The organism is Halomonas sp. KM007 (genome assembly GCF_050709225.1).
Classification (GTDB): Bacteria; Pseudomonadota; Gammaproteobacteria; order Pseudomonadales; family Halomonadaceae; genus Vreelandella; species Vreelandella hamiltonii.
In genome coordinates this window covers 1056417-1079816 of sequence record NZ_CP136131.1, presented here as the reverse complement: position 1 = coordinate 1079816, position 23400 = coordinate 1056417, and the positions used below count along the sequence as shown (strand labels likewise).

Here is a 23400-nt window from a genome sequence, read left to right as displayed (position 1 = left end):
CGATACTTAGGGAACGGGTCATCGTCTAAACGTCTAGGGTGGGTGGGTGCGAAAGCCCCTGTTTGCTGATAAAATGCTGCGCTCAAAGCGAGCCGGGCCCTCGGCGGTCTCTGCCTCGTCTGAAGCGACAAAAGGCCAACAAGGTTTATCTTGCAATGAACGACACCATGGCAGCCATCCTTCTGCCGATATCAGGGCTGATGACTCCGCCCTAGGGTTCCCCTCCTTATCAGCGCCATAACGCTCTGCGCGTTATATCAGCGCTATGGCACCCCGTTCCGCTATTTGGCTATCGGCGCGTTAGCGCCTTCGGTTGGTAGCATTCATCCGACAATCTATGACTTATGTGTGTTTATTTGCTGCCCCTGGGCGGCCGTGGCGCGCAATGTATTTAAACCTCTAACCATGGACTCCCTGAATGGCACTTTTCAGCAAGCATGAGTGGTTCTCTAACATCAAGGGCGACACGCTCTCAGGTATTGTCGTCGCGCTGGCGCTAATTCCTGAAGCGATCGCCTTTTCAATTATCGCGGGCGTGGATCCAAAAGTGGGGCTTTACGCCTCGTTCTGTATCGCGGTGATTATCGCCTTTACCGGTGGCCGCCCAGGTATGATCTCTGGGGCCACAGGGGCGATGGCGCTGCTGATGGTAACGCTAGTGCGTGAGCATGGTTTGGAGTATCTGCTGGCCGCCACGCTATTGACGGGCGTATTGCAAATCATCGCGGGCTACCTGAAGCTGGCGGAACTGATGCGCTTTGTTTCTCGCTCGGTGGTCACCGGGTTTGTGAATGCGCTGGCGATCCTGATTTTCATGGCGCAACTGCCGGAGCTCACCAATGTGACGTGGCACGTGTATGCCATGACGCTGGCCGGCCTGGGGATTATCTACTTGTTCCCTTATTTGCCGGTGATTGGCAAGTCGATTCCTTCCCCCCTGGTGTGCATCGTGGTGCTGACCGCCGTGTATATGATCAGCGGCATGGATATTCGCAGCGTCGGCGATATGGGAGAGCTGCCGGATACGCTGCCTGTTTTCTTATGGCCGAGTGTGCCGTTAAATCTTGAAACGCTGATGATTATCTTCCCTACCGCCATCATGCTTACCGTTGTAGGTCTGCTTGAGTCGATGATGACTGCCACCATTGTGGATGACCTCACCGACACGCCCAGCGATAAAAATCGCGAGTGTAAAGGTCAGGGTATTGCCAATATTGGCGCTGGTTTAATGGGCGGTATGGCTGGTTGCGCGATGATCGGGCAATCGGTGATCAACATCAAATCAGGCGGCCGGACGCGCTTATCATCCCTGATTGCGGGTGTGGTGCTGCTGCTGATGGTGGTATTCCTAGCAGACTGGGTGTCGCAAATTCCCATGGCGGCGCTGGTAGCAGTGATGATCATGGTCTCGATTGGCACCTTTAGCTGGGAGTCCATTCGCGACCTGAAGAAGCACCCGTTGAGCACCAATATTGTCATGCTGGCGACCGTGGCGGTCACGGTAGGCACCCATAACCTAGCCATCGGTGTTTTTGTGGGCGTGCTATTGGCGGCGTTGTTCTTCGCCAACAAGGTCGGCAACATCATGTACGTGGGCTCTCAAGAAGTAGAGTCCGGTAAAGAGCGCGAATACCAAGTGGTTGGGCAGGTGTTTTTTGCCTCGTCTGAGCGCTTTATGGCCGCGTTTGATTTCAAAGAGAGCATCGATAAGGTGACCATTAACCTATCGAAAGCGCACTTCTGGGATGTGACCGCCGTTCAAGCGCTTGACCGCGTGGTGATTAAATTCCGCCGCGAAGGCACCGAGGTTGAACTGGTAGGCCTAAACGAAGCAAGCGCCACCGTGGTGGACCGCTACGCCGTTCATAACGACCCGGAAGCCGTTGAAAAACTGATGGGCGGCCACTAAACCAGGCAAGGAGAGCAGCATGACTGAACACGTACTCGCCGCCATTGACGGCTCCCAATTTGCCGAAGGTGTTTGCGACTATGCCGCCTGGGCAAGCCTGGCTCTTGATGCACCTTTGAGCTTTGTGCACGTAGTGGATAACCACTCCGGGGCACCCGAAGAGCAAAATTTATCCGGCAGCCTGCGCTTTGGCGCTCGCGAAAAGCTGATGGAAGAACTCTCAGCGCTTGATGAGCAGCGTGCCAGGGTAAATCGTGAGCAAGGCAAGCTGATGCTCGAAGCGGCCAAGGCCAGGGCGGTGGAAGATGGGGTAAGTAGCCCCACGACCCGTCAGTTAAACGGCACGCTAGTGGAAACACTGGTAGAGCTGGAAAAAGACGTGCGCCTGCTAGTGGTAGGCAAGCGCGGCGAAACCGCCCACCAGGCAAGTGGGCACTTGGGCGCTAACCTAGAGCGGGTGGTGCGCGAAATGCACCGCCCGATTTTGATGGTGCCGAAAGCCTTTCAGCGGCCGGAAAAGGTGCTGATTGCCTTTGATGGCAGCCAAACCGCCCGCAAAGGGGTGGAGATGCTGGCCCGCTCGCCGCTATTTGCGGGAGCAACCTGCCATGTGCTGATTGTAGGAGCAGAGACAGCCGAGCACCGCAGTGAGCTGGCGTGGGCGCTAAACACCCTGCGTGAAGCAGGGCATCACGCGGAAGGCGCCATTCGTGCGGGTGAAGTGGATGATGCGTTGCAAGCCTATGAGCAAGAAAACGGCATTGATCTACTGGTGATGGGGGCCTACGGGCACTCGCGCATTCGTCATTTGCTAGTAGGCAGTACCACCACGGCCATGCTGCGAAGCAGCCGGATACCTGTGCTCATTTTGCGCTAAGAAGTACTAAATGGTGGCTCATAACTGCTTAGTCCGTATTGCATAGCTTACTCGTAGTCGGCCACTCACTTCTTGAGTGAGCCGACTTTTTATCTCTAAAGAAAGGCTAATTACGAATTTTTTGTTCAGTAATTCGGACAGTTGGAATAAGTTTGAAGAGTTAATGAAGTCTTTATGAAAAGCTATTGCTGGATCATATGGTTTTTCCTTTTAAGTTGTTTTTCCTGGTTTGATAAGTGGGTCCGGCACTATGACGTGATTAAATAGGTTTAGAAATGAACCTGGATAATAGTACGATTAATAATGGAGTTTTATATTTAGTTTTCTTTTAGCTATCTTTTGCTAATTATTATTGGGATCGATATGTGTCTTTTCAAGCATCATGTGGACCCCCTTGCAACCGTTGACAGTCTGTGTGACGCGTAAGTCGCCAGCAATGCTGCAGAGCATGTAGGCATCGGCACGGCTCAACCCCGCGATTTGCTCAATAAGATCTAACATCCCATGCAACGCTATTTCCACGCATCGATCCAAGTCCGGATCCATGCCCATGGTAATATAATGTGAGGGAGTCTCTGCGCGTGGATAGTCTAGATTCATATCTTTTCGTGCGATTAATCTGAAAGTCCCGCAAAGAGCTGTTTCGATAGCAGTGACACAAACTTCGCCATCACCCTGTGCCGCATGACCGTCGCCGCAGGAGAATAAACCTCCTTCATTGAATACTGGTAGATAAAGAGTTGTGCCAGCAACTAGTTCCTTATTGTCGATGTTGCCTGCATGCATACGAGGCTGGATTGATGAGATTCTTCCCCAATGTCGAGGCGGTGCTACACCCATGACCCCAAAAAAGGGGGCAAGAGAAATGTCTCGTCCCCAAGGCAGCTGGGCAGTCATTGTAGTGTGGTTGAGTGGCAACGTAACAATCCGGGCCTGCTCAATCTCGTAAGGTAACGCTCCGGCAAGCGGTCGCATTGCATTGTAGCCCCAGTCCTGACGCAGAGTGACCTCTTCTATCTGCACTTCAAGAACTGATCCTGGCATTAAGCCTTCTACAGCTACAGGACCTGTTAGGATATGTCCTGGCATAGGACGTTCACTACGGGCATGGATGTCAAGAAGTTCAGAGGGAACATTGAAACCATTGCCTGGGAGGGCCTCGGGGCCACCAGAAACAGTGTCAATAGTTACCGTATCGCCGCTTTTAATCGTTAGAACAGGTGCCCGTTCGGCGTCAAAAAAGCCCCAAGCGCAGTTCTCGACCGAGGCTGAGATGTGATGGTGCATCATTTTCCCTTTCTGTATTAGATTGGTTTGTCCAAATTCTCAGAGCGCATGATTTTCATTGATACACATTTTTAACTAGTCCTGTGTCAGTTGGTTTTTTGTCATAGCAACCTCATTTTATATGGGTTTTTAGCCAGTTGTTAACTTAATCTTATTGAAAATTATATTTTTAATAAGATTAATAAAGGGCTGCTTTGATATTTTTAGTGAAATCTTTATAAGAAAAATGCTTTTTTCCTATAAAAAATTCTCTATCACTAATTTAAAGTAAGTAGTTTTAATGTGGCAGTGAATAAAAGAATTTTCTATAAAAAATTTATTTTTTGGTCAGTCCAATGGCTGTCTCGTCTTTGTTTGTCAGTTTAATAATAAATAGTCGATGTAACTATTCAGCACCGGTTGGCTGAGTCGGGGCTTCTTGCTGCATGAAGGCTGGCACCTCCCCCGCAAACAGTTGCTCCAGTGCGGTATGCGCCGCTACCCCTTGCTTGACGGCGGTCGAGAGAAAGCTACGCATGCGGCAGAAGATCTCAGCACCCTCCCAGGAGCGGAAACAGCCCGAGATTTTCTGCTGGACCTTGGTCATTCGCAGATCGCGCTCCCCCTGGTTGTTGGTGAAGGGAGCGGCAGGGTCGTCGAGGAAGCGCAACACGTCGTCCTCGTACGCCTGGAGGCGTTCCAGGAGGTTGCGCGGCTTGGTGCGCTTGGCCCGGCCTCGCGTTCCAGGTGGCGGTTTCACCGGCGGGGGGCACTCGGCGTCCCCTTTCGCCAGGCAATCTCGATAGCGCTGCCGCCAGGCTCGGGTCTCATCGGCCGAGAGGCAGCCGTCGGCCACCTCCACGGCGCGATGCATCTCCAACAACAGGTCATGCAAGGCCTTGGCCCATGCCTGGCCATCGTTCTCCCAGGCCGCTGTCAGCTCCCGAAGGTGGTGCGCATTACAGAGCGCGTGCCGGCAATCCGGATAGCGGTAGTAGGGCTTCCAGTGATCATGCACCAGCACGCCACGCACGAAGGGCAATACGCCGATGGCGTCCATCGCTTCCTGGCCGCGCTTGGGGTGCGGGGCCAACCAGGTCAGGGCCTCGTTGGAGGCGCTGTGTAGCCAGTAGCGTTTGCCACCGACCTGCATTCCGGTTTCATCGGCATGGACGGTGGCTGCTTCACGTAGCGCCGGGATCACCCACTCGGCGAACGCCTCGGCCCGCTGGTAGGCCTCCTGGTTGAAGGCGAACAGGGTGCCGGTGCTCAGCGACAGGCCGCACTGCGAGGTGAGCAACTCGCGGATACGCGCATAGGGCAACAGCTGATACTGGGAGAGATAGACGACATGCGCCTTGAGGCGAGGGCCATACTGGATGGGGCGAGTCACGCCCTCGGGGAATGGCGCCACGTAGCGTTGCCCCTGATCATCTTCGAGGACCTCAGCCTGATATTCGGTGACCACGGCCTGGATTACGATGTCCTGCACTTGGCGCGTTTCGACGCCGACCGGGCGGTAAGAACGCCCCTTGGGGAGTTGCCGACGATCGACACGGAGCTTGACCACCTCGTCGGGGTCCGTCACCGGCGCCAACGTCTTACCCTCATGCCCTGGCTGTCCGCCGGGGCGCCGCTCGCCTTTGGCGCGCGAGCGGCGCTGGCGATTGGGATCCTGGGACGGTGGCTTGCTGCTGTTGCGGCTACTGGTGGCCAGGCGATCGGCCATGAGCTTGACCAGCAACATCAGCACATCGATGGCCGCACGCAGCGACGGAGAGACCGTCTGGTCTTCCTTGAGCTGCTGTCGGACCCGCTCCAGAGCCTCGTCGACGTTGATATCGCTGATGGTCATGTCACCGCATAGATATGCCGAAGGATTAGGCACACTATGCCAGAAAAATCAGCTGGTTGGCGATATCCCATCCGCAGCCACCTGAATAGTTACTAGTCGATAAGCAAATATTATGCAACCCTCTTGCTGTGCATGAATGATCATGAGTGTGATTTTAAATGCTGCTTTATGGTGCATGAGAGAGAGGCTAAGCATCATTTTGAATAAAAATACTTAAATTTCTGTAGGGGAATCAATGTTTCAATTTTTTATTTTTATTTAAGCTTTTGTTATTTATGATTTTTTTATAAATGGCACGATTTTTCCTTATGATTTGTTACAAAGCTAATCAAGCACGCTTAATAACTTGGTTAGATTCAAGCGACATAGGCAACGAAGCCTAAGATGGAGATGCCAGTATATGCTTTTTCTTCGATTTGTCGCCGTCTCTGTGCTAGCCACTGCAATAGCTAGTGGCGCTACGGCTCAGGAGCTGCGTATTGGATTACAATCGGATAGTGATGTGCTCGACCCTGATCAGTCACGAACATTCGTCGGCGAAATCGTTTTTACTGCTCTATGCGACAAGCTTGTAGATATCACGCCGGATCTTGAACTAACTCCTCAACTGGCTACAGGTTGGAAGTGGTCGGAAGATGGCACATCGCTGACCTTTAATCTGCGCGATGACGTAACCTTTCATGATGGAACGCCATTTGACGCGGAAGCAGTTGCCTACAATATTAATCGCTCGTTGACGTTGGAGGAGAGCAGGCGCAAATCGGATTTGGCTTCTGTTACAGGAACTGAGGTGCTAGGACCCTATGAAATTCGCATAAACATGGATCATCCTGACGCGGCACTGTTAGCCGAGATGGCTAACCGACCAGGAATGATGGTGTCGCCTAAAGCTGCTCGTGCGACCGGAGCAGATTTCGGCAACAATCCGATATGTTCTGGGCCTTTCCGTTTTGTTGACCGGGTCGCGCAGGATCGTATTGTACTCGAGCGGTTCGAAGATTATTGGAATGCCGACGAGATTCATCTGGATCGAGTGGTGTACCTGCCAATCCCTGATACCACCGTGCGGTTAGCTAACCTGCAATCGGGTGATCTAGATCTAATCGAGAGACTGGCGACGTCTGATCTAGAGCAGACGCAGGAAGATGAAGGGATTGAGGTTGAGAGTGTCACGTCGCTGGGATATCAGGGGCTGACCTTCAACATAAACAACGGCTCCCGGGGTGATACTCCATGGGGCAATGAGCCGCTACTGCGGCAGGCGCTAAGTTATGCAATCGATCGCGAAGTGCTTAATCAAGTAGTGTTCGAGGGAGCTTTCACCCCGGCTAATCAGCCCTATTCGCCAGAGTCACCTTGGTTTGACATGGAGCACCCCATCCCACCACGCGATTTGGAGCGCGCTCGCGCGCTTTTAGCTGAGGCAGGATATCCCGACGGGCTGTCATTAGACATACAGGTGCCCAATACCAGTGAGCCAATGCAGTTGATGCAGGTCGTACAGGCGATGGCCTCGGAGGTCGGTATTGATATAAAGATCACCACGAAGGAATTCGCGACCATGTTGTCTGACCAAACTGCAGGCAATTTTACCGCAAGCCAAGTCGGCTGGTCAGGCTATGTTGATCCCAGCGCTAACCTACACCAGTTTGTCACTACAGGTGGCGGGATAAATGACGCCCACTATTCCAACGCAGATGTCGACAGGCTTCTAAATGCGGCCCGCGAGACAACTGATACGGACGAGCGTAAAGAGTATTACGATCAGGCGCGTGACATTCTCGTTCAGGACGCACCCCTGGTATATCTCTACCATCCTACCTGGCTTTGGGCGATGCGCAATGAGGTAACGGGATTTAAGCCTTGGCCTGACGGACGCATCCGCCTTGAGGGCGTTAAGCTCCAATAATTAGACTCCCCCTGTCATAGCATTGTTGGGCCTTTCTCTGCACCGATCTTGGCGATTCAGGCCAAGATCGTGTTGATCGCTAGCCCAAGCGCGGAGTTTGGTCGACGCGACACGATGCCCGGCAGCACGACTTATGGTCGAATGGCGCGATATCAAATTCTACATCGTTCATTCAGCCCAAACTTTGTTCACCTTGTCGGGACTCTCGGTATTGTTTAGTCCGGCTTCAAATTAAGGAACAGTTGAATTGGTTGCTTTCATGACTGATCAAGAAAATTCCGCAAAAGCTCAGGCGTCCGAGGTGCCCTTGCTTGAGGTGCGATCTCTCAGTATGCGTTTTCGTGGCGAGCAAAGTGATCTGTTGAAATCGATCCATTATACGGTGCGCGCTGGTGAGACGCTCTGTATCGTCGGTGAATCTGGTTGTGGCAAGAGCGTTAGTTCTCTGGCGTTAATGGGACTTTTGCCATCGAATATCGCGGAAATGAGTGATGTGGATGTTCGCTTTTGCGGAGCACCGCTGGATCTTTCGAACCGCGAGGCCCTTCGACAGCTGCGGGGCCGGTCGATGGCAATGATCTTTCAAGAACCGATGACGTCGCTGAATCCTGCTTTTCGTATCGGCTACCAGATCGTCGAGGCGGTGCTTGCCCATAATGAAGTATCTAAGGACCAAGCGCGGGATCGGGCGATAGAGATGCTTCGCAAGGTAGGCATCCCCGCCCCCGAAGCGCGGCTTGATGAGTATCCGCATCAGTTGTCGGGTGGCATGCGTCAGCGAGTAATGATCGCCATGGCTCTAGCTAACGATCCGGCGCTGTTGATCGCCGACGAGCCGACTACGGCGCTTGATGTGACTATCCAAGCGCAGATTCTCGATCTGATCCTCGAATTGCAGCGCGACGCAAATATGGGCACGATCATGATCACTCACGATCTTGGCGTTGTCGCTCAGATCGCGACGAACGTAGCTGTTATGTATGCTGGCACTGTCGTCGAATCTGGACCGGCAGAACGGATTTTCAACGATCCGCAGCATCCCTACACTATTGGACTTATGTCCTCTATTCCAAGGCTAACGGGCCCACGGTCACGGCTAACCACAGTGCCCGGATCGGTGCCGACAGCTGCGACGATGCCCGAGGGTTGCCGGTTCTCTACCCGCTGTCCTTTCGCTCAGCCAATCTGTGCGGAACCTCCCCCTGAGCGCAACTTCGGAGCGGGACACTTCGCTGCCTGCCATTTCGCGCCTCTGGAACGGATGTTGGAGAGATCGGCATGACGCAACCAATTCTCGAAGCGCATCATCTGGTCTGCCATTTCGATGTCGGGGGTTCGCTATTTCGACGACCCGATAAAGTGTATGCGGTAGATGACGTCTCGTTAGCTGTAGCGCCGGGTGAAACTTATGCAATTGTCGGTGAATCGGGCTGTGGGAAATCCACCTTAGCGAGGATGTTGACACGGTTGATCGAGCCGACAAAGGGCGAAATGCTTTTCGACGGGCGGCAGATCGACAAGCTGACCGGCACGGAGCTGAGGACACTGCACCGTGATATGCAGTTCATCTTTCAAGACCCATTCTCTTCGCTAAACCCGCGCATGACAGTGGGTAAGCTTGTGGCTGAGCCGATCGAAACACATTTCCCGACCGTGTCGGCGAAAGACCGCCGTACACGGGTATCAGATTTGCTGTGCCAGGTTGGTCTGCGACCCGAGCATGCCGATCGGTACCCACATGAATTTTCCGGTGGTCAACGCCAGCGAATCGGTATAGCGCGCGCGCTCGCGTCTGGCCCGAAGCTGATCGTCGGTGACGAACCCGTTTCGGCACTTGATGTCAGTGTGCAGGCGCAAATTATCAACCTACTTTCGGATCTGCGTGACGCGTTGGGTTTAACGCTGGTGGTAATTGCCCACGACCTCGCAGTGATCCGGCACATGAGTGATCGCGTGGCGGTTATGTATCTGGGGCGAATCGTTGAAGAGGGCCCTTGTGACCGTATTTTTGAGGCGCCGCGTCATCCTTACACGATGGCTCTGCTATCGGCGATACCGGTGGCTGAGTATGGGCGTACCCGTCACCAGATCCCCTTGACCGGCGATATTCCAAGTCCGATCGATCCGCCAGCCGGTTGCCGGTTCCACACTCGCTGCCCCTTCGTCCGCGACACCTGCCGCCAAGAGGTGCCGGAGCTACGGCAGGTTGACACCTCAACGGGCCAGCGTGCCGCCTGCCACTTCTTTGAAGAAATTGCTGCATCGACCAATGATGTCCAGTTAATTCCTGAGGCGCCGCGCTCGTCAGCGGCCGAAATGCGTTTTGCTTTTTATGCGCAGGCAAGTGGTGGGGAAAAGTTCGTCCCAATTGCCTCCACCTCTGATGATGCTATGACGGGCCGGGCTGACGGTGTGTGACAAGGCGAAAGACGAATAAACATGATTAATCAGCTACTGCCACAACAAGGAAATGACCTATGAAGTTTCGATATATGACACTTGCCACCGCATTGCTAGGAGCGACGGCTTTCGGGGCTCAAGCTCAGGATCTCAGGATTGGTTTGCAGGAAGATCCCGATGTGCTTGATCCCGATCAGTCTCGCACTTTTGTGGGCCGTATCGTCTATACATCGCTCTGCGACAAATTAGTAGACATCACGCCTGAGCTAGACATCATCCCTCAGCTTGCCACCGAATGGACATGGAGCGAGGATGGTACCGAGCTGACCATGAGCCTGCGTGATGATGTGATCTTCCACGATGGTACTGCTTTCGATGCTGAAGCCGTGGTGGCTAATGTCAAGCGTTCTCAGACCCTTGATGAATCTCGCCGTAAATCTGAACTGGCTTCGATAGAAAAGGCAGAAGCGATTGGAGATTATACCGTGCGCTTCACGCTCTCTCAGCCGGATGCTACGGTTCTGGCGCAGTTCGCTGATCGCTCGGGAATGATGATGTCACCCACCGCCTTTGAAAAGGCAGGGGCCGGTTTTGGGGCTAATCCTGTCTGTTCGGGGCCATTCGCCTTTGAAGAACGGGTGCAGCAGGATCGAATCGTGCTGAACAAGTTCGACGAGTACTGGAATGCCGACGAGATCAATTTTGAGAGTGTGATTTATTTACCGATCCCAGACACCACCGTGCGTTTGGCGAACCTGCAATCAGGCGATCTCGACATGATCGAACGTTTGGCGGCGCCTGACCTGACGGCCGTAGAGGAAGACTCTGACATTGAGGTGGCACGGGCAACGGGTATTGGCTATCAGGCTGTTACCATCAATGTGAATAATGGTGCGCAAGCCGACAATCCACTGGGTGAAAGCGCGCTGGTGCGGCAGGCTTTCAGCCTAGCCATTGACCGACAGGCGTTGAACCAGGTGGTCTTTAACGGCGCATTCGAACCCGGCAATCAGCCGTTCCCCCCGGAGAGTCCCTGGTATGACAAAGAACATCCGGTGCCGGAGCGGGACGTCGAACAGGCTCGCGCACTTCTTGAAGAGGCAGGCTATGGTGATGGCATCACCGTTGATATGCAGGTAGCCAACAATCCCGTCGGGTTGCAGGTAGGGCAGGTTATGCAATCCATGGTCAGTGATGTTGGCATAACACTCAACCTTGAGTCTAAAGAATTCGCTACGCTTCTATCAGACCAGACGGCGGGTGACTATCAAGCAAGCCTTATCGGCTGGTCTGGACGAGTCGACCCTGACGGCAATTTGCATCAGTTCGTCACCACCGGCGGGGGCATCAACGATTCCGGCTATTCAAACGACGATGTGGATCGATTACTGAATGGAGCCCGCCGCTCAATCGATGTAGAAACACGTAAAGAAAGTTATCACGCAGCGGGAGATATCCTAAATGAGGATCTGCCATTGGTATATCTTTACCACGAGGTTTGGCTGTGGGCTTATGATTCCTCAATCGAGGGTTTCACTCCCTACCCTGACGGGATGATTCGCCTTGAAGGCGTATCCATGTCTGAGGACTAATCTAGAAACCTCTGCCGCACCCCGATAGGGGCGTGCGGCCTCATATCTGGAGCCGAGATGCTGTCCTTCATCCTGCGTCGTGTTCTTATCGCGATTCCGACAATCATCCTAATATCAATCTTCGTATTCACCCTTCAGCATCTTTTGCCAGGCGACCCAGTGCTGGCCATGGCGGGTGAGGATAGAGATCCTGAGACGCTAAACTTTCTGCGCGAAAAATATGGCTTCAACGATCCCGTTCCAGTGCAATACCTAAAATGGTTAGGCAATGCTATGACCGGCGATCTGGGCATATCGCTGCGCACGAATCAGCCGGTTACCACACTGATAGGCGAAAAGCTTCCGGTGACTATCCAACTTGCCACAATGGCGATGATTTTTGCTCTTGTCATCGGCATACCGGCCGGTATCGTCTCTGCCATTTACAAGGGCACATTTACTGATTACTTGGCTAACTTTGTGGCTCTTTCCGGGCTGTCGATACCAAATTTTTGGCTGGGAATCATGCTGATCTTGCTAGTCTCAGTGAAATGGGGGCTACTGCCGGCAAGCGGGTATGTACCGTTTAGCGAGGACCCTGTGCGATCATTGCAAGTGATGGTCATGCCGGCTTTTGTGCTTGGTACCGCCCTAGCAGCGGCGCTGATGCGTCATACACGCTCGGCTATGCTGACTGTATTGACCTCCGACTATGTGCGCACCGCCCGTGCGAAAGGATTGAAAGAGCGCAGGGTAATTCTGCTACACGCCTTCCGCAACGCTCTAACGCCGATCGTGACACTGACCGCGCTGCTGTTCGGAGAACTGATCGCAGGAGCCGTACTGACAGAACAAATATTTACTATTCCAGGTTTCGGTAAGCTGGTCGTCGATGCCGTGTTCTCACGCGATTACGCCGTAGTGCAAGGTATTATTCTGGTGACTGCCGTTGGCTTTATTTTTATGAACCTCTTGGCCGATGTCGCTTATGTCCTGCTGAACCCGCGTCTGAGGAAACAGTGATGTCTCAAGTTATAACACCGACTACTCTCGACCCTAACAGCGCAAATGACCCAGTTCTCGATCGCAAACCCGAAAACCGGGTCTGGAAGAAGTTCCGAACTCATCGTAGTGCCATGCTTGGAGGTATCATAGTAGTTTTTTTCATCGTCATCGCGTTGCTAGCACCGATTTTGCCTGTGGCTGATCCCACTGCAACTGATTGGGGAGCGGTACGAGAGGCGCCCTCCGCCGCGCATCTCATGGGCACTGATGAGATCGGACGGGATGTTTTGTCGAGGATGATTTGGGGGGCACGTGCTTCATTTCTGGCAGGTGTTGTCTCGGTTCTGATTGCCGTGGCGCTCGGCGTGCCTTTAGGTATTGCCGCAGGCTATTTTCGTGGTTGGACAGATGCAGCGGTTTCGCGTTGCACTGAAGCGCTGTTTGCCGCGCCATTTCTAATTCTAGCCATCGCCTTGGCGGCCTTTCTTGGACCCTCGTTGACTAATGCGATGATTGCGATCGGAATAGCTGCAACTCCCCTGTTCATTCGCCTGACGCGGGGTCAGGTGTTGATGGTCGTGTCTGAGGATTACGTTGACAGTGCTCGCGCCATTGGTCTTCCAGCCTCCAAAATACTGAGACGCTACATCTTGCCGAACGTACTGCCGCCGATCTTGGTACAGGCAACATTGACCATAGCCACTGCGATTATCGCTGAGGCTTCGCTGTCATTCCTCGGCCTCGGCCAGCAGCCACCTGCGCCTTCCTGGGGGGCAATGCTCAACACCGCCAAGAATTTCCTTAGTCAAGCACCTTGGATGGCGCTCTGGCCCGGCATTGCGATCTTCCTTGTTGTACTCGGATTCAACCTGCTGGGAGACGGGCTGCGCGATGCCCTTGATCCACGTGAGCAGTAAGAAGGGAGACTTAATGAGCAATTTCACGACTCGTCCCGAAATTCGTGGCACCTTTGGTGTTGTCACTTCGACACACTGGATTGCTTCAACCGTTGGAATGGGGGTTCTCGAAAAGGGCGGCAACGCTTTTGATGCTGCTGTAGCGACTGGCCTGACGCTTCAGGTCGTTGAGCCGCACCTCAACGGACCAGCAGGCGATCTGCCTGCAATATTTCACGATATCAAGAGCGGGAACGGCGTTCTTTGTGCGCAAGGAATAGCACCCGAGGGTGCAACAATCAGGCATTATCGTAGTGAAGGGTTGGAGCTGATTCCTGGCTCTGGTTTGCTCTCCACTGTAGTGCCTGGTGCTTTCGATGGCTGGATGCTGCTGCTGCGTGATCACGGCACGATGTCGCTACATGAAGTAATGGCGCCCGCCATTGGTTATGCTAGAAATGGGCACCCAATACTGCCGCGCGTCGCGGCCACGATTGAGAATCTTTCATGCTATTTTGCCCAAAATTGGCCCAGCTCTGCTTCTGTCTGGACACCTGGAGGCAAAGTACCTCAGGCCCACAGACTTTTTCGCAACCCAGACTTGGCTGCGACCTACCAACGCCTCGTTGAAACCGGAGAGGCAGCAAGTGATGAGCGTGTGGCTCAAATTGAAGCTGCACGCGAGGCCTGGGCCGAGGGTTTTGTTGCTGAAGCAATCTTCGATTATCTCAAGGACGCAAAAGTGCATGACGTGTCCGGCACCGAACATGCCGCCGTGTTAGCTCCCAAGGACATGGCCGGTTGGCGTGCAAGCTTTGAGGTGCCGCTTAGCTATTCCTATCAAGGCTGGACGGTGTACAAAACCGCACCTTGGAGCCAGGGGCCGGTTCTTCTGCAGACGCTCGCGATACTCAAGCATTTCGATCTTGCAGCGATGGACCCGATGGGTGAGGAGTTCATACATACGGTCATCGAAGCGATCAAGCTGTCCTATGCTGATCGCGAAGCCTATTACGGCGACCCAGCGCATAGCGACGTACCAATGGCGTACTTGCTATCCGATGCCTACAACTCAGAGCGCGCAAAGCTGATTGCGCAGCAGGCTTCGATGGAGCAACGGCCGGGCCGGGTACCTGGTTTCGAACATCTCGCTGACGCCTATATTGCCCGTGCCGCAAGAGGTTTCGGGGTAGCCGAGATCGATGCGCAAGAGCCAACGATGGCACATCTGACCGAAAAGCGTGGCGACACGGTTCACCTTGACGTGATTGACAGGTGGGGTAATTGCGTGGCGGCGACGCCGTCGGGTGGCTGGTTACAGTCGAACCCAATCATTCCCGGGCTTGGTTTTGCGCTCAATAGCCGCGCGCAAATGTTCTGGCTCGAAGAAGGACTGCCAACGTCGCTCGCGCCTGGCCGCCGACCGCGCACTACGTTGACCCCCTCGCTGGCTGAGAAGGGCGGGGCGCGTCTTGTCTTTGGCTCGCCTGGTGGAGATCAGCAGGATCAGTGGCAACTGATCTGGTTCCTGCGCTTCGTACATCATGGCTTTAGCCTACAAGAGGGAATGGACGCGCCGCTTTTCCACTCGATGCATTTTCAGGGCTCATTCTTCCCTCGTGCTGCTTATGTCGGAGAGATCATGATAGAACCTAATGTAAGCAACGGAGCTATAAAGCGCCTTCGTGCGAAGGGCCACAAGGTCACTGTCGCGGAACCTTGGAGCATCGGCCGACTGACAGCGGCTTTGCGTGAACCGGACGGCACTCTGCGAGCGGCGGCGACACCACGCCTGATGCAGGCCTATGCGGTGGGCCGCTAAGATGACTTATTCGCTCATAGCAAAAGACGTAGTAACCGGAGAAATCGGCATCATCGTCGCCTCGCGCTTTTTCGCTTGTGGTGCGGCGGTACCTTATATTGGTCGTGTGAGTGCGGTGGCCACCCAGGCCTTCGTCAATCCGCTCTGGGGCACCGAGGGGCTGCGCCGTCTGGAAGAAGGAGCCCTGGCCGCAGAGGTAATGGAGGATTTCATCGCCCGAGATAGAGGCTCGGCAATTCGCCAATGCCACATGATCGACAGTACAGGCGACTTTGCCACCCATACCGGTGTTGATTGTATTGAATGGGCTGGTCATCGGGTCGGCGCCAGCCACTCGGTCGCGGGGAATATGCTGGCTGGTTCTGAGGTGGTCGATGCTACCTTCGAAACCTATGCCTCCAGGACAGACTTGCCTATGGCCGAGCGTCTGCTAATGGCGATGCGCGCCGGTGAAGAGGCTGGGGGCGACAAACGGGGTCGACAGGCTGCGGGACTGCTCATCCATCGCGGCGAGTCGCATTCCTATCTTAACCTTCGCGTAGACGATCATGCCGATCCGCTTAGTGAGCTTGAGCGGCTTCTGGATGTGGCAAAAGAGCGCTATCTGCATGTCGCTGATGTGATGCCGACGGAAGCTAATTTTTCTGGGACTGTGGACCGCGGTCCCATTGATAGAGCGATAGCTGCCGAAGAGGAGCGTCGCAATAGAGAGAGTCGGCTGAGCCGGTCACATGCTACGGATCATTTCCACTGATGACGGCATTGTCTCTATAGATGCTTAAGTAGGTCCTAGACGAAATGTCTTGGCCGGTTTACTAAATATTGATGATGAGAACCGGTGTTTTAGTCTCTATTTTGTAAACCGGAATAGAGACCTATTAGCAGGCTATAGCCTTCATGAAGCTGATCCTCAATTGTTAATCGGGTCGGCTTTTTAAAGTATACAGCGTGCAAATTGTCTCTATCTAACAATGCTAATGTTGCAATGCAGTTCTATGCTGTTAGGCAGGTTGTTACCTATCCACTCTCTGGAATAGCGAGGAGCCTGCCGTGAACATGCCAACGTTGGAAAAATCGCCTATTGGCTTTGATGCAACCTCACCCTCTCACCGTTTTATTGCCGAGCTATTGCGCGAGGCTGACATCCAACTGGATGGGAGCCGCCCTTGGGATATACAGCTGTACGCACCCGGCGTTATCGATAGTGCTCTTTCGCGAGGTAATCTGGGACTTGGCGAAAGCTACATGCGAGGGGAGTGGGATGCCATACGGCTAGATGAGCTGTTTTACCGCATCATGCGTGCCCAGCTTGGCCAACGCATTAAGCCCACCCAGCTGATTTACCACTCGCTACGTTCACGCCTGCTCAACCGCCAAACAGCGAAGCGGGCGTGGGAAGTAGGGGAGAAGCACTACAATCTCGGCAACGACTTTTATGCCGCGATGCTCGACCAGCGGATGACCTACACCTGTGGCTACTGGAAACATGCCCAAACGCTGGATGAAGCCCAGGAAGCCAAGCTTGACCTTATTTGTCGTAAGCTCCAGCTAAAACCAGGGATGCGTGTTCTGGATATCGGCTGCGGCTGGGGCAGTTTTATGGGCTACGCTGCCGAGCATTATGGGGTGGAGTGTGTGGGCCTGACCATTTCTAAGGAGCAGGCTGAATTTGGGCAGCGGCTGCTAAGAAAAGGCTTACCGGTAGAGTTTCGCCTGCAGGATTACCGTGAAGAGAGCGAGACGTTTGACCGCGTGGTGAGCATTGGCATGTTTGAACACGTAGGTCATAAAAACTATCGCGAGTATATGAGCGTTGTTCACCGCTGCTTAAAAGATAATGGGCTGTTTTTGCTGCATACCATCGGTAAAAACTTAAGCAATACCGTGACCGACCCCTGGATTGATAAGTATATTTTTCCCAACGGCGAACTGCCTACCCTGGGGCAGGTTGCAGATGCTGCCGAGGCGCTGTTCGTTATTGAAGATATACATAACTTCGGGGCTGATTATGACCGCACATTAATGGCTTGGCACCATAACTTCGAAACCCACTGGCCGCGATTTAAAGAGCAGTATGGCGAGCGCTTTTACCGCATGTGGCGCTATTACCTGCTGGTGTGTGCAGGGGCTTTTCGCGCCCGGCAAATTCAGCTCTGGCAGCTAGTGATGAGCAAGCAAGGGATACTTGGTGGATACTCCCGTGTTAGCTAACCACTCGCTCCGGCAGCAGTTTGCCTGGCACCCAGCGGATAAAGGCCACCATGCCAAATAGCTCGACTAGCGATTGGCAAACAATCACGACTACGGCAGCCTGCCACCCGCTGGGCAGCGTTAGGGCAATGGGCAGCATGACAAAGGAGTTACGCGTACCAAAGCTAAATGCCAGCGTCCGGGCACTAGCGGGCGGTAATTTAAACAGCCCGCCGAGCACCCTGCCCAACAGCCCTGCGACGATGAGAAAGCCCACAAAAATGAGCACTGCCTGCCATAGCAGCTGGCGTAGCGCTAGCACCTGCGTGACCTGAGTCGCCGCGATAATCAACACGACGACAGCCAGTAGCGGTACCGGCATCAGGCTAAGTGCGTGGGTGGTACGTTCCACCGCCACATACCTGTGTGCCGCATGTTCTGTGAGCCAAGCGAGTAGCAGAGGCAGGGCGATAATCCCCAAAAAGGCGCTCAATAGCGCGGGCGATAGCGTTAAGTGAAGCCACTCGCTGCCTAAAAACAGCCACAGGTAGACCGGTAATGCGATCATCTGCACCAACAGCAAAAGTGGCGTGGCGGCAATGGCACGGGCCGCATCGCCTTTGCCTAAGTGGGTAAAGGTAATAAACCAATCGGTGCAGGGCACCAGCAGCACCAGTAATACGCCCGCCAGCACTGGTGGCGGCAGGGGTAGCCACACTACCAACAATCCCAGCAGCGCAGGAATAACAATAAAGTTACCCATTAATAACGCCGCCATAAAGCGTATATCTTGGAGACTTTGCTTTATCTGCAGTAGCGGGATTTGGGTGAAAGTGGCGTAGAGCAGTAAACCGAGCAGCGGCCATAGCGCCTGCTCAAGCGCTGCCACTTGTTCCGGGGCCAGTAGGCCCAGGCAAAGCCCGAGCACGATAAAAGCCAGATAAATCCAGGACTGCTGCTGTTCAAGCTGTTCGCGTATCAAGAGATTAGGCCGCTGGTTGGTTGAAAAGGGCCAAATGCTCGCCCATCCAGGCGGCGAATACACAGAGGGGCAGGCTGCCTATACCGTACAGCAGCGCCAGCCCCATACTGCCCTGCTGTGCCAAGTGCAGCGTTTCCAGGCTGAAGAGCGAAAAGGTAGTGAAGCCGCCGCAAAACCCGGCCACTAACAGCGGCTGCTGGCGCGCCAGTTTGCCATGTGACGCGCGTGAAGCTGTCGCGGCTAACCAGCCGATGAGGCAGGAGCCCAGCACGTTTACCAATAGCGTTCCCCAGGGGAAGTGGCTACCCAGCACGGCCATAGAAGACAGCGAAACGCTATAGCGAAGAACGCTTCCTATAGCGCTGCCAAGGCCGACGGCTAGATAGGCGTTGATACTCATCAAGGACTCCTTGCTAACCCTGGGCCAACCACCAGCCTAGCGCTGCCATGGCGATGCCTAATAGTAACGTAGCGACCATATTGAGCGCGGCGCGATTTGCCTGGCCGCGCTGCCACAGCTCAAGGGTCTGCAAGCTAAACGACGACACCGTGGTATAGCCGCCTAACAGGCCCGCTACCGCAAATAGCCAAAGCGACTGTGTATTAGCCACGCCGTAAACGCCTAGTAGCCAACCTGCTAATAGCGCTCCGCTAGCGTTGACGCAGAGTGTTCCCCAGGGGAAGGCTTTACCCAGCGCATGAGCCATCGCGTTGGAAATGGCAAAGCGCCCGATACCCCCCAGTGCGCCGCCCAGCGCCACGAGCAATACGCTGGTGATGCCATGTCCCATGCTGCTCCTCGCCCTATGATGAATCTATTGATAGGCGGCTAATTGTAGCATCTGTATCCATCAAGGTCGGAGCGCCTAAAAACGTGCCGCTGACGGTGTTGCTGTCCAACGTCTTCGTGTACAACAGAGTCAGAATAACGACAACGTTTGGTGCACCCTCTCAAGGAGAAGCCAGTATGTCTGATTACGTGTTAGCAGCCATTGATGGGTCCCACTATTCAGAAAGTGTGTGTGACTATGCGGTTTGGGCAGCCACGGCGCTTTCGGCACCGCTGCGTTTTCTTCACACCGTTGATAACCACACGCAGGTGGCGGAGCCTGACTTAACCGGCCATCTAGGCCTGGGCACGCGGGAACATCTTCTGAAACAGCTCTCGGATATTGAAGAGCAGCGCGGCAAGCTTGCTCGCCAGCAGGGGCGCTTGATGTTGGATGCCGCAAAAGCGCGGGTAGAAGCGGCTGGGTTTGCAGAGCCGCCCTGTATGCAGCGCAATGGCACCCTGGTGGATACCTTGGCCGAGCATGAAAAAGAGATCCGCTTGCTGGTGCTAGGAAAGCGAGGGGAAACGGCCCACCAAGCCAGCGGCCACTTGGGCTCTAACCTTGAGCGCGTGGTACGTGAGCTTCACCGTCCCATCTTGATGGTGCCGAAGGCGTTTACGCTGCCCAAACGCGTGCTGATGGCCTTCGATGGCAGCAAAACAGCGCGAAAAGGCGTTGAAATGCTGGCGAAAAGCCCCTTGTTTGATGACGCATCATGCCATGTGGTGATTGTAGGCGCAGAGACTGCAGAGAATCACTCGCAGCTGCAGTGGGCTATGGAGACCCTCCGGGCCGCAGGCCACCAAACCGAAGGCGTTATTCGCGCCGGTGAGGTGGAAGAGACGCTGCGCGCTTATAAGCAAGAAAAGGACATTGACCTGCTCGTTATGGGGGCTTACGGCCACTCGCGCATTCGTCATCTGCTGGTGGGCAGCACCACCACGGCAATGCTGCGTAATGCGCATTTACCGGTGTTGATACTGCGCTGAATAGCTAAACCCTGGCCGCCGCTATACCCCTTAGTGGCGGCCAGGCGGCTTACGCGAGGCTGGTGGCGGCCTCTGGCTGAGTGGTGCGGGTTGGTTGCGCTGCGTTAATCCCCGATAGCACCGCTTTAAGCGAGGCGCTGACCGTGTCGCTATCTTCCGCCACGGCACAGATGCGCTGCCCATCAATATTCAGCTGCACGAAGGCAATGGCATTGGCCTCGCTGCTGCCCCCCAGTGAGTGCTCGCTGTAGTCCAGAATGGCCACGTGGCTGCCGGTATGCTGTTTCCAGGCGTCGGTGAACGATGACATGGCCCCGTTACCCGTGCCGGACAGGCGTAGTGTTTCAGTGCCATGCCACAGGGTAATGTCGATGCCTTCCTGGTGGCCTTTGGAAAGCCGATAATCCGCCAGGGAGAGCGGGGCATCCAGGGCAAACTGATCGAACATCACTTGGCGGACCATGGCGCTGGAGAGCTCGCTGTTGCGCCGCTCGCTCTCTTTCTGCACGTGGGGGGCCAGTGCCAGCATCATCCAGCGGGGCAGGTGAATGCCGTAGTCGCGCTCCAGCAAAAAGGCCATGCCGCCTTTGCCTGACTGGCTGTTGACCCGGATCACTGCCTGGTAGTCGCGGCCGATGTCATGGGGGTCGATGGGCAGATAGGCCACTTGCCACGGCTCATCGGGCTTCTGATGCTTGAGCGATTTACGAATGGCATCCTGGTGGCTGCCGGAAAACGCGGTGTAGACCATCTCGCCCACCCAGGGGTGGCGGGGGTGAATGGCAATGCCGGTGCACTCATGCACGACCTGGATGATCTCGTCGGGGTTGGAGAGATCCAGCGCCGGGTCGATGCCCTGGCTGTACAGGTTCATGGCCAGCGTCACGATATCCATGTTGCCGGTACGCTCGCCGTTGCCCAGCAGCGTGCCCTCGACGCGATCGGCACCCGCCAGCAGGGCCAGCTCGGCAGAAGCCACTGCGCCGCCCCGGTCGTTATGGGTGTGTACCGAAATGATCACGCTATCCCGACGGCTGATATGCTGGCAAAAGTACTCGATCTGGTCGGCGTGGTGGTGTGGGCCGGCCACTTCCACGGTGGTGGGCAGGTTGAGAATGCACGGGTTGTCTGGCGTGGGCTGCCACACATCCATGACCGCTTCGCAGATGGCCAGTGAAAAATCGATCTCCGTGCTGGAGAAGCTTTCAGGGGAGTACTGGAAGCGCCAATCGACGTCGGGGTACTGCGCGGCATGGGTCTTGACCCAGGTGGCGCCCTGAACGGCGATGTCGGTAATGCCCTCGCGGTCCATCTCGAAGACCCGTTCGCGCTGAATGGTCGACGTGGAGTTGTACAGGTGGATGATGGCGCGCTTGACGCCCACCAGCGAGGCAAACGTTTTCTCGATCAAATGCTCTCGGCACTGCACCAGCACCGCAATGGTGACGTCATCGGGAATCTGGTCCTCTTCGATCAACCAGCGCACGAAGTCGTAATCCGGCTGGCTGGCAGAGGGAAAGCCGACCATCACTTCCTTGATACCGACCTTGATGATCTGGTGCCAAAAGCGCTGCTTCTGCTCGACGGTCATTGGCTCCAGTAGCGCCTGGTTGCCATCGCGCAGGTCCTCGCTCACCCAGATGGGAGCGTGGGTCAGTTCCCGGTCGGGCCACTGGCGATTGAACGCGGGTACCCGCGGGGCAGGGCGATACTTGCGATGATCGAAGGCAGACATGGTGAGTTTCCTGAAAGCATGAGGTTGTTTGAGGCGGCCGCTTGTGGCGTGAGCCGCGTGCCAGGCCTCCGGGTAAGAGGCCCTGGGAGCAGCTGCTTTTGGCAGCCATGCTAGTGTAACCAGAATGCCGCGAAAGGTTATTGCGAAAATAGGCCAGTGGGCAGAAAAAGTGGCAGAATATGGCGGGTTTATGGATTTCATTAGTAGAGGCTGTCGAGCATGTCGGTGACTCCCCTGACGCTGGATCGTTATGACCGTCGTATCCTGGATATCCTTCAGCAGGAAGGGCGCATCAGTAACCAGGAACTGGCCGAACGCATAGGCCTCTCGCCATCCCCCTGCCTGCGCCGGGTTCGGGCGCTGGAAACCCATGGGCTGATTACTCAGTACCGGGCCGTGGTGGACGCTCGGCCGCTGGGCTATCAGCTGATGGCGCTGCTGCATATTTCCATGGATCAACACACCCCCGAGCGCTTCGATAACTTCGAGCGCCACGTGCGTGACATCCCCAACGTGGTGGAGTGCTTGATCATCACGGGTCAAGCCGCCGACTTTCAGCTCAAGATTCTGGTCAAGGACATGGATGACTATCAGCATCTGCTGCTGCATGTCATCAATCGGATCGAAGGGGTCACGGGGGCGCATACCAGCTTTGTGTTGCGCCGCGTCTTCGAGCACCGCCCGGTACCTACCTGAGACGGGCTGTTCGATATGACCGGTCAGTTCGATATGACATAGGCAGTGGCTTGCTGGCGGTTTACACTGCTTTTTTTAATCGATACAGGAGATTGAACCATGAGTATTCAGCGTCATGATACAAAAGCCCGCATGAGCCGTGCCGTGATTCATGGCGGCGTGGCGTATCTGTGTGGCCAGGTGGCGGGGCCAGAGGCGCGCCATGGCGATATCAAGGAGCAGACCGAGAGCATGCTGGCGCGGGTGGATGCGCTATTGAAGGAGATCGGCTCCAGCCGCGAGCAGTTGCTCAGTGCGACGATCTACCTCAAGGAGGGCAGCGATTTTGCGGCCATGAACGAGGTTTGGGATGCCTGGGTACCGGAAGGCCATGCACCGGCACGCACCTGCGTGTGTGCACCGATGCCTGCCGATGAGTTGAAAGTCGAGATTACCGTGACCACGGCGGTAGATGCGTAGTCGCCA

The 23400-nt window shown here is 54.9% G+C and carries 20 protein-coding genes; 14 read left to right on the top strand and 6 right to left on the bottom strand.

Annotated elements, in window-relative coordinates; genetic code table 11:
* The first annotated feature begins 418 nt into the window (after positions 1 to 418).
* Both RVM27_RS04995 and RVM27_RS04990 read left to right on the top strand, forming a co-directional pair.
* Positions 419 to 1909, top strand: coding sequence for a SulP family inorganic anion transporter (locus RVM27_RS04995; RefSeq protein ID WP_498957513.1), 1491 nt, complete (start codon positions 419 to 421; stop codon positions 1907 to 1909).
* 19 nt (positions 1910 to 1928) lie between these two features.
* On the top strand, positions 1929 to 2786 hold the full coding sequence (locus tag RVM27_RS04990; RefSeq protein ID WP_498957512.1) for a universal stress protein: 858 nt from the start codon (positions 1929 to 1931) through the stop codon (positions 2784 to 2786).
* A 342-nt stretch (positions 2787 to 3128) separates the two neighbouring features.
* Here RVM27_RS04990 and RVM27_RS04985 read toward each other — a convergent pair whose 3' ends face one another.
* Positions 3129 to 4073: an acetamidase/formamidase family protein gene (locus tag RVM27_RS04985; protein WP_498957511.1), complete on the bottom strand. Its 945-nt coding sequence runs from the start codon at positions 4071 to 4073 to the stop codon at positions 3129 to 3131.
* A 385-nt stretch (positions 4074 to 4458) separates the two neighbouring features.
* Complete coding sequence (gene tnpC, locus RVM27_RS04980; protein ID WP_154487592.1) at positions 4459 to 5907, bottom strand: IS66 family transposase; 1449 nt, start codon at positions 5905 to 5907, stop codon at positions 4459 to 4461.
* 400 nt (positions 5908 to 6307) lie between these two features.
* On the opposite strand from tnpC, the gene RVM27_RS04975 reads away from it, so the two are divergent.
* From RVM27_RS04975 to cfa, 9 genes are all read left to right on the top strand, one after another.
* Positions 6308 to 7816 (top strand): ABC transporter substrate-binding protein, encoded by a 1509-nt coding sequence (locus RVM27_RS04975; RefSeq protein WP_498957510.1) that lies wholly within the window; start codon positions 6308 to 6310, stop codon positions 7814 to 7816.
* 259 nt (positions 7817 to 8075) lie between these two features.
* Positions 8076 to 9098 (top strand): ABC transporter ATP-binding protein, encoded by a 1023-nt coding sequence (locus RVM27_RS04970; RefSeq protein ID WP_498957509.1) that lies wholly within the window; start codon positions 8076 to 8078, stop codon positions 9096 to 9098.
* The gene (locus tag RVM27_RS04965) at positions 9095 to 10234 is read left to right on the top strand and encodes an ABC transporter ATP-binding protein (protein WP_498957508.1); all 1140 of its coding nucleotides are present in this window, start codon (positions 9095 to 9097) and stop codon (positions 10232 to 10234) included. The genes RVM27_RS04970 and RVM27_RS04965 overlap by 4 nt, the downstream gene beginning before the upstream one ends.
* Positions 10235 to 10293: 59 nt before the next feature.
* Complete coding sequence (locus RVM27_RS04960) at positions 10294 to 11808, top strand: ABC transporter substrate-binding protein (RefSeq protein WP_498957507.1); 1515 nt, start codon at positions 10294 to 10296, stop codon at positions 11806 to 11808.
* Between the two features lie 57 nt (positions 11809 to 11865).
* Positions 11866 to 12810 (top strand): ABC transporter permease, encoded by a 945-nt coding sequence (locus RVM27_RS04955; protein ID WP_491383625.1) that lies wholly within the window; start codon positions 11866 to 11868, stop codon positions 12808 to 12810.
* Positions 12810 to 13709: an ABC transporter permease gene (locus RVM27_RS04950; RefSeq protein WP_498957506.1), complete on the top strand. Its 900-nt coding sequence runs from the start codon at positions 12810 to 12812 to the stop codon at positions 13707 to 13709. Before RVM27_RS04955 ends, RVM27_RS04950 begins: the two co-directional genes overlap by 1 nt.
* Positions 13710 to 13722: 13 nt before the next feature.
* Positions 13723 to 15510 (top strand): gamma-glutamyltransferase family protein, encoded by a 1788-nt coding sequence (locus tag RVM27_RS04945; RefSeq protein WP_498957505.1) that lies wholly within the window; start codon positions 13723 to 13725, stop codon positions 15508 to 15510.
* 1 nt (position 15511) lies between these two features.
* Positions 15512 to 16264, top strand: coding sequence for a DUF1028 domain-containing protein (locus RVM27_RS04940; protein ID WP_498957504.1), 753 nt, complete (start codon positions 15512 to 15514; stop codon positions 16262 to 16264).
* A 296-nt stretch (positions 16265 to 16560) separates the two neighbouring features.
* Positions 16561 to 17721 (top strand): cyclopropane fatty acyl phospholipid synthase, encoded by a 1161-nt coding sequence (gene cfa, locus RVM27_RS04935; RefSeq protein WP_498957503.1) that lies wholly within the window; start codon positions 16561 to 16563, stop codon positions 17719 to 17721.
* Here cfa and RVM27_RS04930 read toward each other — a convergent pair.
* From RVM27_RS04930 to crcB (RVM27_RS04920), 3 genes are read right to left on the bottom strand one after another with little or no spacing between them, the layout of a single operon-like run.
* Positions 17714 to 18679 (bottom strand): arsenic resistance protein, encoded by a 966-nt coding sequence (locus RVM27_RS04930; RefSeq protein ID WP_498957752.1) that lies wholly within the window; start codon positions 18677 to 18679, stop codon positions 17714 to 17716. The two genes, cfa and RVM27_RS04930, sit on opposite strands and share 8 nt — an antisense overlap.
* A gap of 7 nt (positions 18680 to 18686) precedes the next feature.
* Positions 18687 to 19082, bottom strand: coding sequence for a fluoride efflux transporter FluC (crcB, locus tag RVM27_RS04925; protein WP_498957502.1), 396 nt, complete (start codon positions 19080 to 19082; stop codon positions 18687 to 18689).
* A gap of 13 nt (positions 19083 to 19095) precedes the next feature.
* Entirely contained in the window at positions 19096 to 19473 is a 378-nt protein-coding gene (gene crcB / locus RVM27_RS04920; RefSeq protein WP_498957501.1) for a fluoride efflux transporter FluC, read from the bottom strand.
* Positions 19474 to 19649: 176 nt separating this feature from the next.
* Here crcB (RVM27_RS04920) and RVM27_RS04915 point away from each other — a divergent pair, with 176 nt between their 5' ends.
* Complete coding sequence (locus tag RVM27_RS04915) at positions 19650 to 20504, top strand: universal stress protein (protein ID WP_498957500.1); 855 nt, start codon at positions 19650 to 19652, stop codon at positions 20502 to 20504.
* A 49-nt stretch (positions 20505 to 20553) separates the two neighbouring features.
* On the opposite strand, the gene RVM27_RS04910 is transcribed toward RVM27_RS04915, so the two are convergent.
* Positions 20554 to 22239 (bottom strand): 2-isopropylmalate synthase, encoded by a 1686-nt coding sequence (locus RVM27_RS04910; protein WP_498957499.1) that lies wholly within the window; start codon positions 22237 to 22239, stop codon positions 20554 to 20556.
* Positions 22240 to 22458: 219 nt separating this feature from the next.
* Between RVM27_RS04910 and RVM27_RS04905 the strand changes: the two genes are divergently transcribed.
* Together RVM27_RS04905 and RVM27_RS04900 are read left to right on the top strand one after the other, a co-directional pair.
* The gene (locus RVM27_RS04905) at positions 22459 to 22935 is read left to right on the top strand and encodes an Lrp/AsnC family transcriptional regulator (protein ID WP_039175572.1); all 477 of its coding nucleotides are present in this window, start codon (positions 22459 to 22461) and stop codon (positions 22933 to 22935) included.
* Between the two features lie 99 nt (positions 22936 to 23034).
* Positions 23035 to 23394 carry a RidA family protein gene (locus RVM27_RS04900; RefSeq protein WP_039175573.1) on the top strand — a complete coding sequence of 120 codons (360 nt, stop codon included), beginning with the start codon at positions 23035 to 23037 and terminating at the stop codon, positions 23392 to 23394.
* Positions 23395 to 23400: the final 6 nt, after the last annotated feature.